Source organism: Ethanoligenens harbinense YUAN-3 (assembly GCF_000178115.2).
Classification (GTDB): domain Bacteria; phylum Bacillota; class Clostridia; order Oscillospirales; family Ethanoligenentaceae; genus Ethanoligenens; species Ethanoligenens harbinense.
In genome coordinates, this window is sequence record NC_014828.1 from 1,263,408 (window position 1) to 1,279,624 (window position 16,217).

Genomic DNA, 16,217 nt, shown 5'->3' on the forward strand with positions numbered 1-16,217 from the left:
TGCAGAGAAACGCCGGCCGAACGTCTAAGCTTTCTTTTTCTATCTTCAACAGCATGCGGGTGTGGGGCGGTCACAGCCGGCCCAGGCAGCCCGCCGCCTGGATTTCTTCCATGTATACGTTGCGGATAGCGCCGTGCAGGTCTTCGTCCGCCTGTACAAAAACAGGCACATACTGGGGCGTCAGCCCTTCCCACAGACCGTTTTCCGCGCGCTGCTCAAACAGCACCGGCACCCGCCGTCCCACAAACCGCTGCCGGAACGCCTGTTGTGTTCGGGTGCAAAGGGAGATGAGCGCATGCGCGCGGCGTTCCCTGATGTTTTTCGGTACCTGCCCGTCCATGGCGGCGGCGCGGGTTCCGTCCCGGCGGGAATAGGGGAAGACGTGTGCCTGCGAAAAACCGATCTGTTTCACAAAGTCCAGCGTCTGCGCAAATTCTTCCTCGGTTTCTCCGGGGAACCCGGCGATAATGTCGGTGGTGATACTGCAGTCCGGAAACGCGCTGCGCAGGCGATGAACGGTGTCGGCGAACGCATCGGGAGTGTAGCGTCGGTTCATCCGCGCCAGTGTGTCGACGCAGCCGCTTTGCAGCGACAGATGAAAATGTGGGCAGAGCGACGGACAGCGGGCGGCGCGCGTAATGAATTCGTCCGTGACGGCGAGCGGCGAGAGGGAGCCGAGACGGATGCGGGCAAGGCCGACACGTCCGGCGGCGTCCACCGCGTCGGCCAGTGTGCGACCCAGATCGCTGCCGTAGGCCGAAAGGTTGATGCCCACCAGCACGGCTTCGGCATAGCCCTGTTCGCGCAGCGTCGCCAGCTCCGCGGTGATTTCCTCCGGCGGTTTCGAGCGCACCGGCCCGCGCGAAAACGGGATGATGCAATAGGTGCAGAAATTCCGGCAGCCGTCCTCGATCTTGACGAATGCGCGCGTGTGCCCTTCCAGCCCGCGGGCCTGCATCGGCTCAAACAGTTCCCCCTGCTCAAATGAGGGAACATGCGTCAGCCGTTCTTTTTCCCGCATGGACTGCAGAATCAGTTTGGCAATGTCTCCCCGGTCGCGCACGCCAGCGATGATGTCCGCCTCCGCGATGGCGGCAGCCTTTTCGGGTGCGGCCTGCACGTAGCAGCCGCAAAGCACGGCGATGGCGGCGGGGTTGCGCTTTTTCATCCGCCGCAGCATCTGTCTGGTCTTGCGGTCGCTTTCAGCGGTCACCGTGCAGGAATTGACAATGAAGACATCCGCCGGGTCTTCTGGCGGCACAATCTCGAAGCCGGCGTCGCGCAGCGACTGCTCCATGATCTGGGTCTCGTATTGGTTGACTTTGCAGCCGAGTGTATAAAAAGCAGCCTTCATGGTCCCTCTGCGATGCCTGCGCGGACGGTATATCCGTCCGCCAATGTGGATTTTCTCAAAAACGGAATGGGTCTCTTTTGTATATTATAATAAAATTGCACACGAAATACAATTGTCTGTTGACTATCCTTTGGCGGACTGCTATATTAAACTCAGATCAAGTTTTTCTGAAATGCAGGGAGGTTTTTGCTATGGCAACTGTTAATATTTCCTTGACCACGATCGATGATGTCAAAAAATTTGTCAATGCGGTGTCCAAATACGATTTTGAGATCGATCTGACATCCGGCCGGTATGTGATCGACGCAAAATCCATCATGGGGATTTTCAGCCTGGATCTCTCCAAACCGATTAAGCTCACGGCCGGCACGGACGAAAAATCGCCGTTTTTTGAAGACATCAAACCATTTATCGTGGAATGATGCGACGGAATATCCGTTTTCAGAAGCCTGCGGCATATGCCGCAGGCTTTATCTTTGTGCATGACCGCCCCCCGTTTGTGCATATATTACACCAGCTATAGGCTGTTGTAATATATGCACGTGTGCGGTGCAGGGCTGCCTGACTGCCGCGCAGGGGCTTGCGGGGGGCTTTGTATCATGAAAAAATGGAAACACGGGGCGGTGGCTTTGCTGGCGGCGGCCGTTCTGTTTGCCTGTACGTCCGGCGCCGGTGCCGCTGCGTCTGCCGCGGTTTCTTCCGGCGGCAGTGCGTCCGGTGCCGCTTCCGGGACGGCCGGCGCAGGAAGCGGTTCCTCCGGCGGCGCACAGAGCGGCGCGTCAGGCTCCGCCGCCACGCCGCCCGCGGTGACCACTACCGCAAAATCGGCTGTACTGGCGGAGCAGTCCACCGGACGCATTTTGTATGAAAACAATCCGCACGAAAAAATGTATCCGGCAAGCATCTCCAAGATCATGACCGAGCTGCTGGTACTGGAGGCCATCGAGAACGGCAAGTTGCATTTTACCGATAAAGTGAGCGTCAGCGCGCATGCGTCGTCCATGGGCGGATCGGATATCTGGCTGGAGCCGGGTGAGGTGATGACCGTGCTGGATCTGTTTAAGGCCATGGTGGTCAACTCCGCCAACGACGCCGCCGTGGCGCTCGCGGAAAAAGTGGCGGGCTCCGAGCCGGCATTTGTCAACCTGATGAACCGTAAAGCAAAAGAACTGGGCATGAACGACACCAATTTCACCAACGCCACCGGTCTGGATGCGGACGGCAATCTCACCTCAGCGTACGATGTGATGCTGATGTCCAGAGAGCTGCTCCGTCATAAGGAAATCTTCAATTACACCACGATCTGGATGGATTCATTGCGCGGCGGCAAAACGGCGCTGTTCAACACCAACCGGCTCATCCGCTTTTATCAGGGCGCCAACGGCCTGAAGACCGGATCGACCGGCAAAGCGGGATATTGCCTGTCGGGCACCGCCCTGCGGGACGGTATGCAGCTCATTGCCGTGGTGATGAACTGCCCCACCCTGCAGGAGCGTTTCACCGCCGCCGGCACTTTGCTGGATTACGGCTTTGCCAACTGGTCGTGTGTCACGCCCAAAAAGCTTTCCAAGCCGCTGTATGTGGATGTGCTGCACGGGGCGCAGGACAAAGTGGAAGCGGTGGCGGACGGCAACCCCTCGGTTGTGATCGAAAAAGGAAAAGAGGATGGTATCCAGCAGAAAGTGAGCCTGGCGCAGAACGTGATGGCGCCGGTGGAGAAAGGGCAGGTGCTTGGGCAGATTACGTTCTGGATAGACGGGCAGAATGCCGGTAATGTTCCGCTGCGTGCCGGACAGGGCGTGGGCAGGCTGACGTTCGGCGGTGCGTTCGGACGTATTTTCTCGGCAATTTCCCACTAATTTCATGGTTGTCAGGACAAAAAAATAGCGTTTTTTCCCATTGCAGGTTGCAATACCCGGCGCTTTCCAGTACAATAAAAAAGGTGAGAAGTCCAGACCTGGGTGGCCGCAGGGAGTGCATGCCGGTCTCCTTGTGTTTTTGGTGAAAACGGCAGTTATTTGGATTCCTTGCGATCCTTTTCGCAGAACCGGTACGGCCGGTTCGCAGCCTGGCTTTTAACCGTATTTTGCTCCCGGTGTCCGGGAGTGTTAGAGCAGGGAGGACGTATTGATGTCTGTTACATTCAATGGAAAATATCTGGAACCTTTTATTGGCGCGCACGAATACGATGCTTTGCAGCCGCAGGTCACGGCCCTGCACAAAGTGTTGCATGAAGGCACCGGCCTCGGAAACAAATTTCTGGGTTGGATCAATCAGCCCGAAACATACGACCGCGAGGAGTTTGCCCGCATCAAGGCCGCGGCCGAAAAAATCAAAAAAGATACCGAAGTGTTCATTGTGATCGGCATCGGCGGCTCCTACCTCGGTTCGCGCGCGGTGGTGGAGCTTTTGCAGTCACCGTTTTACAACAATCTGAAAAAAAATACGCCCGACATTTATTTTGTGGGCAACAACATCAATTCCGGTTACCTAAACGAAGTGCTGTCCCTCTGTGAGGGAAAAGAGGTGTCGGTCAACATCATCTCCAAATCCGGCACGACCACCGAGCCGTCCATCGCGTTTCGTGTTTTCCGCGAACTGCTTGAAAAGAAATATGGCAAGGAAGGCGCCAGAGGCCGTATCTATGCGACGACCGACCGCGCCAAGGGCACACTGAAAAAACTGGCGACCGAAGAAGGCTACGAAGCCTTTGTGGTGCCGGACGATATCGGCGGGCGATATTCGGTGCTCAGCGCCGTGGGTCTGCTGCCCATCGCCGTTTCGGGTGTGGACATCGACGAGCTGATGGCCGGTGCCAAAGCCGCAAAGGATGCGTTGGCAACCGACGACCTTTCTCAAAACGACAGTTACAAATACGCCGTGGCGCGCAACATCCTGGCGCGCAAGGGGAAAGACATCGAGATCCTCGTCAGCTATGATCCAGCGTTTGCGATGATGAACGAATGGTGGAAGCAGCTCTTCGGTGAAAGCGAAGGCAAAGACGGCAAAGGACTTTATCCGGCGTCCGCCGTTTTCTCCACCGATCTGCATTCGCTGGGGCAGTTCATCCAGCAGGGAAGCCGCACGATGTTTGAGACGGTCGTGCACTTCGGCGAAGCCAAAACCCCGCTCACCATCGGGAAGCTGGACGAGGATATCGACGGGCTGAACTTCCTTGCGGGCAAAACGCTCGATTTTGTGAATGACCGTGCATTCGAGGGCACCGTGCTGGCGCATACCGACGGCAATGTGCCCAACATCGTGCTGGAAGTGCCAAAGATCAGCGCGCATGAAGTCGGTTATCTCATCTATTTCTTCTGGAAAGCCTGCGCGCTTTCCGGTTATCTGGTCGGTATCAACCCGTTCGACCAGCCCGGCGTGGAAAGCTACAAGAAGAATATGTTCGCTTTGCTTGGCAAGCCGGGCTATGAAGAGCAAAAAGCGGCGCTGGAGGCCCGTTTGGGTCGCTGAGCCGTTCAAAACATTTAGAATTTGAAAACTTTGGAGGAAAGACAATGTTGCAGTTGATTGCAGGGAGCAAAGGGACCGGGAAAACCAAAAAGATCGTGGGACAGGCCAAAGCGGCGGTTTCCCAGACCGACGGGAAAGTGGCTTTTATTGAAAAAGGCGCCGAGCTTACCTACGATCTTCCGCATGACGTGCGCCTGTTCAACACCGATGATTATGACATCGGCGGGGCTGAGGCGTTTTACGGGTTTCTGGCCGGCATTGCTGCTTCCGATTATGATGTGAAACATATTTTTGTCGATTCCGTCGTCAAGATCGTGGGAGACAATACCGCGCTGGTTACGGAATTTGTTGAAAAAGTTGATCGACTGGCCAGAAAACAGGAGATCGAGATCGTGATGACGCTTTCGCGCGATGCGAGCGAATTTTCCGAGAATATCAACCGGTTCATTGTCACCAACCTGGCCTGATTGCACGGCTCTTGCATCCCAAGCAGCAGAACGCCGCCTGAACCGGCGGATTCTGCTGCTTTTTTGTAAGATGCCGCCTTTGCATACGGTGCGCCTGCGTCAGGGCGCGTATGGGTGGAAAAACGGGCGAAATCCGGACCAATGCGCACACATTTTGGTTTCTTGCGGATTTTTTATCAGAAATGCTTGACATCCATCAGGCGATTGCCTATACTATATAGGCGGCTTATCCGCGGTGCGCCGTTTGCCTGTGGGCTTCCCCAACTCTCCCGGAATCCGAAACGCGGGAAACACAGCAACGGTCATGGATTCGCATTTGTTTTTTTGGATTCCGCCAATGAGGAAATACCATGCTGGTCAATCTGAAAGACATTTTTGTGGGCGGTGCGCCGATTACGATCGGGTATGCGATGGACCTTTCAAAGGAAGAGGTGCCGGGCGGCGGTTTTCCGTTTTCCGAGCCGGTGCGGGTGTCCGGGCGCATCGAAAACCGCGCAGGCGTCGTGCAGCTGCACGCGGCCGTGCATGCCGTTCGGCATACGGTGTGCGACCGCTGCCTGTCTCCTATCAGCCAGCCGATGCATGTGGAGTTTGAAAACGTGCTGGTGACCGAATCGCAGGGGGATGACAGCGACGAGCTGCTGGTCTGCTCTGAGCAAACGCTGGATATGGACGCGCTGGCAAAGACCAATCTGTTCCTGTCGCTGCCCATGAAAGAGTTGTGCCGGCCGAACTGCAAGGGAATCTGCCCGCAGTGCGGGAAGAATCTCAACGACGGCCCCTGCGGCTGCAAACCGCAAGGGCATCCGGCTTTTTTGAAATTGCGGGAGTTCCTGCAATAAAGGATCGGCATCTGTATGCAGGCCGCGTGTTCGCTGGGCAGACGCGGCTTCATTTTAGTTTTGACGCGGGCGACGCCCGTTAGGGAGGAAATGGATTATGGCAGTACCCAAACGCAAAGTATCGCGGGCGCGGCGTGACAAACGCCGCTCGAATGTCTGGAAGCTGGTAGCGCCGGAGCTGGTGAAATGCCCGCAGTGCGGCGAGCTGAAAATGCCCCACCGGGTTTGCGGAAATTGCGGTTATTACAACGGCAAAGAGATCGTAAAAAAAGAGGCATGAGACCGGGAGTGGGGAAGGATGTGTCCTGATGATGCATCCCTCCCCATTTTCCGCTCAGGCTTTGCGGGAGGGTGCCATGGGCGCGCAGATTACCGGTGTGGAGCCGGGCAGCCCGGCGCATCGGGCGGGTCTCCAATGCGGGGAAACGCTTTTGCGCATCGGGGCACATCCCATTACGGATGTGCTGGATTACCAGTTTTATATGACCGACAAGCGCCTCTTGCTTGAGGTGGCCGACTCAAACGGGCGGGTCAGAAAAATCCGTATCCGCAAGGAGCCGTATGAAGATCTCGGCCTGTCTTTTGAGACATATTTGATGGACAAAAAGCGCAGGTGTCAAAACCACTGCGTTTTTTGTTTTATAGATCAGCTCCCGAAAGGCCTGCGCAAAACGCTGTATTTCAAGGATGATGACGCGAGGCTCTCCTTTCTGATGGGCAACTACATCACGCTGACCAACCTGACGGAACAGGATGTAGACCGCATCATCGACATGCACATCAGCCCGATCAATGTATCGGTGCACACCACCAATCCGGCCCTGCGCGTCCGTATGATGGGCAATTCCCACGCGGGCGAGGCGCTTGTCCATTTCTATCGCCTGGCTGAGGCGGGCACCAAGCTCAATTGTCAACTGGTGCTTTGCCCCGGACTGAACGACGGTGCGGAGCTGGCGCGCTCGCTCGCCGACTTGGGGGCGCTTTTTCCGGCGGTGCAGAGCATTTCGGCAGTGCCGGTGGGTATCTCGCGCTATCGGGAAGGGCTGTATCCCCTGCGCTCGTTTACCAAAGAGGAAGCAGGGGAAGTTGTCCGGCAGATCGAGATGTTTGGAAAGGCTTTTTTCAAAAAAAACGGAACAAGGCTTGCATTTGCCGCGGATGAGTTTTATATTAAATCTGAGAACCCTTTCCCGGATGTTTCGTTTTATGAGGATTTTCCGCAGTTGGAGAACGGCGTGGGGATGGTCGCCTTGCTCACCTCACAGTTCCGGCAGGCGCTGGATGCCTATGACGGCCATCCGCTTGCCGCGCCGCGCCGCGTGGTAATTGCCACTGGCGAAGCGGCGCGGCCCTATCTGGAAGATATGGCGCACGCCGCCGAGGTGCGTATCTCCGGGCTTTCCTGTGAGGTGCGGGCGATTCGCAACGACTTTTTCGGCGCGGAGATCACCGTGGCAGGGCTGGTCACCGGTGGCGATCTGTTGGCGCAGTTGGGCTGCAATCTGGACTGTGACGAATTGCTTTTGCCGACGGCGATGCTTCGCGCCGAAGGCGATCTGTTTTTGGATGATGTGTCGCTCGCGGAGGTCCGGCGGGCACTGGGCGTAAATGTGCGTCCCGTAGAGAACGACGGATACGCCGTTCTGGATGCGTTGACGGGGGAATGAGATGGGCAGACCAATCGTAGCGATTGTAGGCAGGCCGAATGTGGGCAAGTCCACACTCTTCAATAAGCTGGTGGGCCGGCGTATCTCCATTGTGGAGGATACGCCCGGCGTGACGCGCGACCGCATTTATGCGCCCTGCGAATGGTGCGGCCATACGTTTTTGCTGGCCGACACCGGCGGTATTGAAATGAAATCGGACGATGTGTTTCTGTCCGGCATCCGCGAACAGGCAAAGGCGGCTATCGACACCGCCGATGTCATCATTTTTATGACCGACCTGCGCAGCGGCGTGACCGCGCAGGACAATGAGATTGCCGACATGCTGCGCCGCAGCCACCGGCCGGTGGTGCTCTGTGTGAACAAAGCCGACACGCTCGGCAACACGCCCTCCGAAGTTTATGAATTCTATAACCTCGGCCTGGGTGATCCGTTCCCGGTCTCTTCCGTTCACGGGCATGGCACGGGCGATTTGCTGGATCATGTGGTGGAGCTGCTGCCCGGCGAGGGTGACGGAGAAGAAGACGAAGCCGTGCGCGTGGCGGTGATCGGCAAGCCCAACGCGGGCAAATCGTCGCTGGTCAACCGGATCGCCGGAGAAGAGCGCATGCTGGTCTCGGATATTCCCGGCACCACCCGCGATGCGGTCGATACCCGCATAGAAAATGAATACGGCACATTTGTTTTTGTAGACACCGCCGGTATTCGCCGCCACAGCAAAGTGCAGGAAGCCGTGGAGCGCTACAGCGTGATGCGTGCGTTTTCCGCGGTGGAGCGCGCTGATGTCTGCGTGATGATGATCGACGCCACCACCGGCTTTACGGAGCAGGATTCTAAAATTGCAGGATATGCTCACGAACAGGGCAAGGCCTCCATCATCGCGGTGAACAAATGGGATCTGGTCGAAAAAACCGAAAAGACCATGGATGCGTTCCGCAAAAAGTTGGAGCAGGATTTCAGCTTCATGTCGTATGCGCCGATCCTGTTCCTTTCCGCCAAGACGGGAAGAAATATTGACAAACTGTTCCAAATGGTGCAGCGTGTCCGCGTGGCATACGAGCGGCGTATTCCCACAGGGCAGCTCAACGATGTGCTGGCAGATGCGGTGGCCCGCGTGCAGCCGCCGACCGACAAGGGCAAACGGCTGAAGATCCTCTATATGACCCAGCCGACGGCCTGTCCGCCGACGTTTGTGGTATTTGTCAACCGCGCGGCGCTCTTTCATTTTTCGTATCAGCGTTATCTGGAAAACCGTATCCGTGAGACGTTTGGACTGGAGGGCACACCCATCCGGTTTATCATACGTGAACGAGACAGAGAAAAAACATAAACGGGAGGACGTCCGCCGTCACCTGTGCGCCGGACGGTTTCTCCGATTTTGGGGAGGAATTTGCTTGACAACACCGGAAATACTGCTTCCGCTTTTTCTGGTCGCCATTGCTGCCTATCTGATCGGCAGCGTTAGTTTCTCCATTATTTTTACAAAGCTGTTTACCGGAAAGGACGTGCGCGACCAGGGTAGCGGCAACGCGGGCACGACCAACACGCTGCGTGCGGCCGGAAAATTGCCTGCCCTTTTGACGTTTGCCGGCGATTTTCTCAAATGTGTGGCTGCGATCTTGTTGGCACGATTCATTTTGGTCCTGTTTGGCGGTGCAGTGCTGGATACGATGTTCATCGCGTTCGTAGCCGGAATTTTCTGCATATTGGGACATATCTATCCGATCTTTTTTGGTTTCCGGGGCGGTAAGGCGGTCGCCTCCACCGGCGCGTTGGTGCTCATGGTGGACTGGCGGCTGTTCCTGGTCGCTTTTGTGGTGTTTGCCGTGGTGTTCGCCGTTACACACATCGTATCGATTTCGAGCATCATTGGCGTTTTATCGGTGCCGTTTACAACTTACGCGGTCGCCACTGCGCGGCACCAGTATTTTGTGTGGCTGGATACGCTTTTTGCCGTGATCGTGGCAGGTATCCTGATTTATAAGCACCGCGCCAACATCCAGCGGCTGCGCAACGGCACCGAGCCCAAAATCGGAGGAAAAAAATAACGGTGCGAAGGGCGGGAAAAACATTATGGCCAAAATAGCGGTTTACGGCGCGGGTGGCTGGGGTACGGCGCTGGCGATCATGCTCTGCAAAGCCGGCCATGCGGTCACGCTCTGGTCCGCGCATGCTTCCACACTTGAACGCCTGCAGCGTGACGGCCAGAACAGCCGATTGCTGCCGGGCGTTTCCCTTCCACCTGAACTTGCCTATTCTGATGCGAATGATATCGTATCCGGTGCGGATTTTGCCATCCTCGCGGTTCCGTCTGGGGCTGTGCGCGAAACGGCGCGCCGCCTTTCCGGTTTGGTACGGGAAAACACCATCGTCGTCAATGTCGCCAAAGGGTTTGAAGAACACACGCTCAAACGTCCGTCCGAAGTGATCGGCGAGGAACTGCCGGGAATCAAGGTGGCTACTCTGTCCGGTCCTTCTCATGCCGAGGAGGTGTCCCGCGGCGTCCCCACAACGGTGGTAGCGGCCTCCCAATGGCAGGATGCAGCGCTTGCGGTGCAGGATGCCTTTATGAATCCCATGTTCCGCATCTATGTCAATCCTGATATCGTTGGGGTGGAGATCGGCGGCGCGACCAAAAACGTGATCGCGCTGGCGGCGGGCATCTGTGACGGACTGCGCTTGGGCGATAATCCCAAGGCGGCGCTGATGACACGCGGCATCACGGAGATGGCGCGGCTTGGCATGCGTCTGGGAGGCAGGGCCCCCACATTTGCCGGCTTGGCGGGTATCGGTGACTTGATCGTGACCTGTTCGAGCGAACACAGCCGGAATCGCCGCGCCGGTATCTATATCGGGCAGGGAATGGCGGCGACCGAGGCGGTTGCAAAAGTGGGCATGACGGTGGAGGGGTATACAGCGGCGCATACGGTCCACTTGCTGGCCGAACGCCATGGAGTGGATATGCCGATCGTGACGGAATGCTATCGGGTGCTCTATGAGCAGAAAGACCCCTATACAGCTATCTGCGACCTGATGCAGCGGCAAAAGAAACATGAATTTGAAGACGTATGGCTGCGAGGTTCCAACTGGTGACCGCGCGAGCTTGTGAAAAAGTCCATGCCGGGGATTGAACCCGGTATGGACTTTTTTGATGCGGGCTAAGAAGAGGCATTCCCTTTGCCGGAGGAAACGCTGGATATAGAAACGGCCAACGGGTCTTTCTGTTTGTATAGGCTATATAATTCGGAGAAATCCACCAATTTAGCGTTGTATGCTTCCTCCAGCGTGTAGACCTGATTGTCCTTCACCAGATACAGCCCGGTGGGGGAAGGGCGGTAGAGACGGTCGCTTTCAAACAGGTAGCCGCCTAGGATCACATGTTGGCGAGCGGGGCCGGTCTCAATCAGGTTGGCCTGCATGCGGTAGAAATGGTATCCGTCCACGGCGCCCTCATATACGAAAGAATCCGAATCCACCGACAGCGGCAGTTTACTGCCAAAGATGGTGGTGCAATAATCCAGAAACGCCTGCTTGTCGTCATTTAGAAAATTCAGGTTTTGCGGGATGTTGATGGGCGTGTCCGCATGGTTGGAGGGCGATAGCGCGTTTTTTTTCAGCGCGGGGAAGATGTGGCTGAAATTCAACAACACCACCACAAGGATCAGCGCGGAAAGGACAGCCGACCACATCAGTTTGTAAATGGGGGCGGATTTCATCGTGTTAAAACCTGCTTTCCAACGGTTGGGAAAAATAGGGGCACAAAAGGCCGTGCAGGCAATGCGGTGCCTCAGGCGGCGCTTTGCGCAATCAGACCCGTAACCAGGATCACCAGCGTGCCGCCGGTGATGACGGTGGAGAGAATACAAAGCAAACGTGCAATATGCAGATCCTGCGTTTTGTGGGGAGCGGCGTGGGCACGCGCGGCAAAAAGCGATGCCACGATGGCCAACGGTGCACCAAGCGGATTCAGAAAGAAAAACAGCAGCAGGCTCCAGACAAAATAAGGAATGGCACGCTCCGTTGGGTCCGGCACGGGCGGATATGGCAAAGCGCCGCCGGGCATGGGGGCAGGCGGATGCGCCGCATTTTCCGTCTGCAGGCCCAGTCCGCAGGTCGTGCAGAAGTTCTGATAAGGTAATATGGGTGCGCCGCAGTGAGGACAACGGTTCATGGACATTCTCCCAACGCAAAAGGGCCTGGTCGTTTTGAAACAATCGTGCAACAAAATCTTTATACAGTTTACAGCAACCGGCCCGTTCCGTCAAGAAATACGGGTTGCCATTTGTGTGAATCAAAAAAGCCTGTCGAAATCGAACGGAATCAGTGAAAGCGGATATTGCCGGAAAGCCCCCTGCCGCAGGATACCGGACTGCGATTGGAGGCTTTGGTATGAAACCATACGGGCAGATGCGGAGCCATGGAGGAGAAAATGCCAAAAACGCGGCAACCGCAGGCACATTCGAACTGAAAAAAGTATCAATCAAGCAGGGATCAGCCGATATAACCATGAACAGGCACAGGAGCTCCGGTACACAACAGGCGGTTACTTGGACGGCCCTGTTCGGGGAGAAATATAAAAACCATGGACCGGATTGATACAAGCATAGAGAACATCCTTTTCGGAACGGATGTTCTGGCTTTTCAACTGGGCGGTGATCCATTCAATGTCATGCCCAGACTGCACCAGATTTTCGTAGATGATCTTCCCATCAATGATCAGATCAAGAGGGAGATTGATCGGGCTTATCGGGACATTCATATCCGCCGCTTTCAAGGCTTGCCTGTCCGGTTTCAAAAGAACGGAAAGCTCTCCGTCATTTTCAATGATTGCATAATAGACATCGTCCATATTGAACACATCTTTTTCTCTCAATAGCATGAGAAGTTTGTTCAGGCTGATCCGTACTTTTTTTAAATTTTTTTCATGGATGATTCCGTTTTCTACCAGAATGATGGGTTTTCCTTCTTCCAGTTTCCGAAACAGATAACTTTTCAGATTACAGACATCGATCAGCAGAACCATCAGGATGATGGTGATGCCTGCGACGATATTTCCCAAAAGGGAGTCATCCGCTCCCAAAGCGAGCCGCACCCCCAAAGAACCGAGGGTGACCCCGATGATAAAATCAAAAAATGTGATTCTGGAGATCATCTTTCTGCCAACGATTCTTCCCAGGGCAAGAAGAATAATAAAAGCAAAAATGCTTCGGAACACGATGATTGCAACTTTGGTATACAGCATGGTCTTTACTCCCGGTTCTTTTGGTATCCGTTGCATGCAAACAGGGGGAATCAAGGGGATTCATTTTGGAAAGGCGGATGCACGGCAAGCGCCATCAACAGAAAAAAAACGGCGGCGGATTGAAATCCTATGATGGGGACGTCGATCAGTCCATGAACGAATGTTGCCGCGCAAACGCCCAGACACATGGCGGAGGACGGATTTGTCCGTCTGTTTTGAATCAGCGCCCGGATCCAAAAGAACACAAAAACCGCGAGTAATGCCGTTCCGATGATTCCGTAGTTCAACAGCGTGTCCAGAATCAGGTTGTGCGCATGCGCGCGGAAAGAGCGATCCATTCCCTTACTGATAAAGAAAAAAGTGAGCATGCCGTTCCCAAAAAGAATGTGCCGGAGGAAATAATGCAGCGAGGTTTTCCATATATAGATACGGGCGGAGATATTGCGGGCCATGTCGTGAGTGGTGGGAACTGTTTTTGGAAAAAACCAGGCGATTCCCCCATATATACCGGCCGCAGACAGACAGAAAAAGGCCGAACGCTTTCTGCCCAGGCAGAAAAACAGCACAACGATGCCGACAAAGGCGGCCAGCCATGCGAAATAGCAGCCCGCCAAAAAAATGCCGGCCGCATTGACGGCAACGCCTGCGGCATGCAGTCGGCGCCATGGGCGGTCCTGCAGCCATGCATAGACCCCGGCTACGATGAGCAGTTCGCAGATATATCCATAATAGTTGGCGTTGAAAACGGTAGCGGATACCCGGCCGTGCAAGACGATTTTTTCCAAAACAGCAATGCCGGCCGCCATGATGCCGAGAAAGCTGAGCAGGCGCAAAACCGTTTTACAAAGTGCGTCCGTCATGATGAGGTGGTAATATGCGGCGAACAGGATCAGTGAGCAGAAGAACAAAGAAAACAGCAGCCCCATGAAATTCTGCGAAACGGCCGCGGCTGCCACGGCAACCGTTCCCCAGAGGATCAGCCACGCGCCGTGCGGAAATGTGGCGAGCCGTCTGCTCATGTCCCGGTGAAGCAAAATCGCGCATGCGGTTGTCCCGATTGTTGCAACACAAACAAAAAAAGGCAAAAACATGGCGCAGACATTGATAAACAGCCACTTCTCGGCTTTGCCCGCAAAGCGGAACCATTTTGTCCATCGTATGGTTTTTCTCAATTTCTGTACCTTTACAGGAGCTTTTTCGATCCGGAATTGATGAAACGGAGAACTCCGTTTGGTTTCTTGGATGTTTGACGGAGCGGACGGTGCGCTGTCCGATATGCAGTCGGGGGGTTCTCTTTATGTTTTATCCCGCGGGATGGTTTTTATGCGAATTGCCGGGGAGTGCAGAATGGTGTAAAATGAAAATCATCCGCGAACGCGCTTTCGGACGAAAAGCATAGCAGCGCAGCCCGGTGTCGTGGCGGATGCTTGCGCCGTTCACACCTTGTCCATGTTATGGGCATATACTGAAACGATACAAAAAAAGTGAGGGCGATGTTATGGATGGTACGTTTCACGTTACGCTGGGAACACCCATCGGTCCCCAGCGCGGGACGATCACGTTTGTTGACAACAACGGTTCGTTGAGCGGCACAATCCGCGCGATGGGCGAAACGAACGATTTCACCGGAAGCTCAAACGGGAATACGTTCCGGATCTCCGGCGTTCTCAACGCGGGTTTTCTCCGGATTCGGTATACCGCACAGGGCACGGTAAGCGGCAATACACTCAGGGGAACGGCCACGACAAGCGCGGGTGTTTTTCAGATGAGCGGCACGAAAACAGGATGACGTTTTACCCGCATGTGTGGCGTGGGCGGGCTGATTGGACATGAATTGACCCGACAGGGGGAAGAAAAATCAATGGATCAGAATCAAAACAACGGAAACCAGGCGTTTTTCGATCTTGGTAACAATGTGTTTATAGAGGCCGGGTTTGAAGTTTCGTACCCCAAAGCCGTTTCTATCGGGGAACTGACCTATATCCAAAAGGACTGCTTTTTCAATATCCCCAATGAACAGGATGCCGGCTTTCCCAAAATAGAGATTCAGGAAAATTGCAGCATCGGAAAACGCTGCGTTATTTCTGCCGTAAACAGGGTCATTCTTGAAGACCGGGTGATTCTAGGGGCAAATGTCCATGTTTCGGATCATGACCACGAATACCGTGAGGTCGGCGTGCCGATCATGTTTCAGGGCGCTACGGTGCTGGATGCCACCGTCACAATCGGGCGGGGAAGCTGGATCGCAAACAATGGTGTGATTATCGGGGATGTGCATATAGGCCGGGGGTGTGTGGTCGGCGCCAACAGCGTGGTCACAGGTGACATCCCCGATTACTGCGTGGCGGTGGGCAGCCCGGCGCGCGTGATAAAATGCTTCGACCCTGTGACCGGGACCTGGCTGCGCGTTCGGGATCAGGGGCATCTCACACAGGTTTTGAGGCAAAGGCAGCAGCAGAAGCCGGTCCTGTCCGTATGCGTTTTGACCGACGGAGATTTGGCCGCGTTTGAAACCTGCATGTCCGTGCTCTGCAAGGATGCCGGGAATGACCGTATGCTCGATATCGTGGTATGTGACAACGGAGCGGATAAAGCCGTGACCGGGACGGCGCAGGCATTCTGTTCTGCTTTTGATAACGTCCGGCTGGTGCAGGACACCACGGCGGAGGAGTTTGACCGTCGGTATCTGCGCGCGCTGGCGCAGGCCAAGGGAGAATTTGTCACCGTGATCGAGGACAAAGACGGTTTTGCGCACAACGGTGTGTACCATATCCTGCACGCACTGTTCGGCAATCGCACGTGCTCGGTTCTGCTTTCTCAAAACGTGAACCAGATGTTTTCTTATCAGACAGGGTCCGGCTGGGGGAATTATGCAAACCATCTGTTCCCCCATACATACGAGCCGTTCCGGGTCACCTTCCAGACCCAACTGGTGAACGGGATAGCGGATAAAGCGCGAAAAGCCGGTACAGGATGCAGCCATCTTTTCCTGCAATACCGATGTTTGTCTGCCGGGCAAGCCTATTGCATCGCAACCGGGATCATCTTTATGGATCATGGGGCAGAGACTGCCGGAACAGACCGTGGGCGCAGTATGGAGCAGTGTCGTGCTTTTGTGGAGAGCCTATCTGCCGGAGAAACGGAAAAAGCGGAATGAGATTCCGGCAGCCGGCAAGC

At 55.3% G+C, this 16,217-nt stretch carries 17 protein-coding genes; 12 read left to right on the forward strand and 5 right to left on the reverse strand.

The window, feature by feature from the left end; genetic code table 11:
- Nucleotides 1-70 precede the first annotated feature (70 nt).
- On the reverse strand, nt 71-1,354 hold the full coding sequence (gene mtaB, locus ETHHA_RS05820) for a tRNA (N(6)-L-threonylcarbamoyladenosine(37)-C(2))-methylthiotransferase MtaB (protein ID WP_013485058.1): 1,284 nt from the start codon (nt 1,352-1,354) through the stop codon (nt 71-73).
- Nucleotides 1,355-1,545: 191 nt separating this feature from the next.
- Between mtaB and ETHHA_RS05825 the strand changes: the two genes are divergently transcribed.
- The 10 genes from ETHHA_RS05825 to ETHHA_RS05870 all read left to right on the forward strand — a co-directional run bounded on the left by ETHHA_RS05825 (nt 1,546) and on the right by ETHHA_RS05870 (nt 10,891).
- A complete protein-coding gene (locus tag ETHHA_RS05825) occupies nt 1,546-1,776 on the forward strand; it encodes an HPr family phosphocarrier protein (RefSeq protein WP_013485059.1) in 231 nt (76 codons plus the stop codon).
- A gap of 177 nt (nt 1,777-1,953) precedes the next feature.
- Entirely contained in the window at nt 1,954-3,213 is a 1,260-nt protein-coding gene (locus ETHHA_RS05830; protein ID WP_013485060.1) for a D-alanyl-D-alanine carboxypeptidase family protein, read from the forward strand.
- A gap of 271 nt (nt 3,214-3,484) precedes the next feature.
- Nucleotides 3,485-4,825 carry a glucose-6-phosphate isomerase gene (locus tag ETHHA_RS05835; protein WP_013485061.1) on the forward strand — a complete coding sequence of 447 codons (1,341 nt, stop codon included), beginning with the start codon at nt 3,485-3,487 and terminating at the stop codon, nt 4,823-4,825.
- 44 nt (nt 4,826-4,869) lie between these two features.
- Nucleotides 4,870-5,292: a hypothetical protein gene (locus ETHHA_RS05840; protein ID WP_013485062.1), complete on the forward strand. Its 423-nt coding sequence runs from the start codon at nt 4,870-4,872 to the stop codon at nt 5,290-5,292.
- Between the two features lie 350 nt (nt 5,293-5,642).
- Nucleotides 5,643-6,134, forward strand: coding sequence for a YceD family protein (locus tag ETHHA_RS05845; RefSeq protein ID WP_013485063.1), 492 nt, complete (start codon nt 5,643-5,645; stop codon nt 6,132-6,134).
- 97 nt (nt 6,135-6,231) lie between these two features.
- On the forward strand, nt 6,232-6,414 hold the full coding sequence (gene rpmF, locus ETHHA_RS05850) for a 50S ribosomal protein L32 (protein WP_013485064.1): 183 nt from the start codon (nt 6,232-6,234) through the stop codon (nt 6,412-6,414).
- A gap of 76 nt (nt 6,415-6,490) precedes the next feature.
- On the forward strand, nt 6,491-7,801 hold the full coding sequence (locus tag ETHHA_RS05855) for a radical SAM protein (protein ID WP_013485065.1): 1,311 nt from the start codon (nt 6,491-6,493) through the stop codon (nt 7,799-7,801).
- A gap of 1 nt (nt 7,802) precedes the next feature.
- Nucleotides 7,803-9,128: a ribosome biogenesis GTPase Der gene (gene der, locus ETHHA_RS05860; protein ID WP_013485066.1), complete on the forward strand. Its 1,326-nt coding sequence runs from the start codon at nt 7,803-7,805 to the stop codon at nt 9,126-9,128.
- A gap of 64 nt (nt 9,129-9,192) precedes the next feature.
- Nucleotides 9,193-9,846 (forward strand): glycerol-3-phosphate 1-O-acyltransferase PlsY, encoded by a 654-nt coding sequence (gene plsY, locus ETHHA_RS05865; protein WP_013485067.1) that lies wholly within the window; start codon nt 9,193-9,195, stop codon nt 9,844-9,846.
- 25 nt (nt 9,847-9,871) lie between these two features.
- Complete coding sequence (locus tag ETHHA_RS05870) at nt 9,872-10,891, forward strand: NAD(P)H-dependent glycerol-3-phosphate dehydrogenase (protein ID WP_013485068.1); 1,020 nt, start codon at nt 9,872-9,874, stop codon at nt 10,889-10,891.
- 65 nt (nt 10,892-10,956) lie between these two features.
- Here the strand turns inward: ETHHA_RS05870 and ETHHA_RS05875 are convergent, their stop codons facing one another.
- The 4 genes from ETHHA_RS05875 to ETHHA_RS05890 all read right to left on the reverse strand — a co-directional run bounded on the left by ETHHA_RS05875 (nt 10,957) and on the right by ETHHA_RS05890 (nt 14,059).
- On the reverse strand, nt 10,957-11,514 hold the full coding sequence (locus ETHHA_RS05875) for a hypothetical protein (RefSeq protein ID WP_013485069.1): 558 nt from the start codon (nt 11,512-11,514) through the stop codon (nt 10,957-10,959).
- Nucleotides 11,515-11,585: 71 nt separating this feature from the next.
- Nucleotides 11,586-11,969 carry a zinc ribbon domain-containing protein gene (locus tag ETHHA_RS05880; protein ID WP_013485070.1) on the reverse strand — a complete coding sequence of 128 codons (384 nt, stop codon included), beginning with the start codon at nt 11,967-11,969 and terminating at the stop codon, nt 11,586-11,588.
- Nucleotides 11,970-12,341: 372 nt separating this feature from the next.
- Nucleotides 12,342-13,040, reverse strand: a complete 699-nt coding sequence (locus ETHHA_RS05885) for a DUF421 domain-containing protein (RefSeq protein WP_013485072.1) — start codon at nt 13,038-13,040, stop codon at nt 12,342-12,344.
- 50 nt (nt 13,041-13,090) lie between these two features.
- A complete protein-coding gene (locus tag ETHHA_RS05890) occupies nt 13,091-14,059 on the reverse strand; it encodes an O-antigen ligase family protein (protein ID WP_159033362.1) in 969 nt (322 codons plus the stop codon).
- Between the two features lie 479 nt (nt 14,060-14,538).
- On the opposite strand from ETHHA_RS05890, the gene ETHHA_RS05895 reads away from it, so the two are divergent.
- A complete protein-coding gene (locus ETHHA_RS05895) occupies nt 14,539-14,829 on the forward strand; it encodes a hypothetical protein (RefSeq protein ID WP_013485074.1) in 291 nt (96 codons plus the stop codon).
- 72 nt (nt 14,830-14,901) lie between these two features.
- The gene (locus ETHHA_RS14495; protein WP_159033363.1) at nt 14,902-16,197 is read left to right on the forward strand and encodes an acyltransferase; all 1,296 of its coding nucleotides are present in this window, start codon (nt 14,902-14,904) and stop codon (nt 16,195-16,197) included.
- The last annotated feature ends 20 nt before the right edge of the window (nt 16,198-16,217 follow it).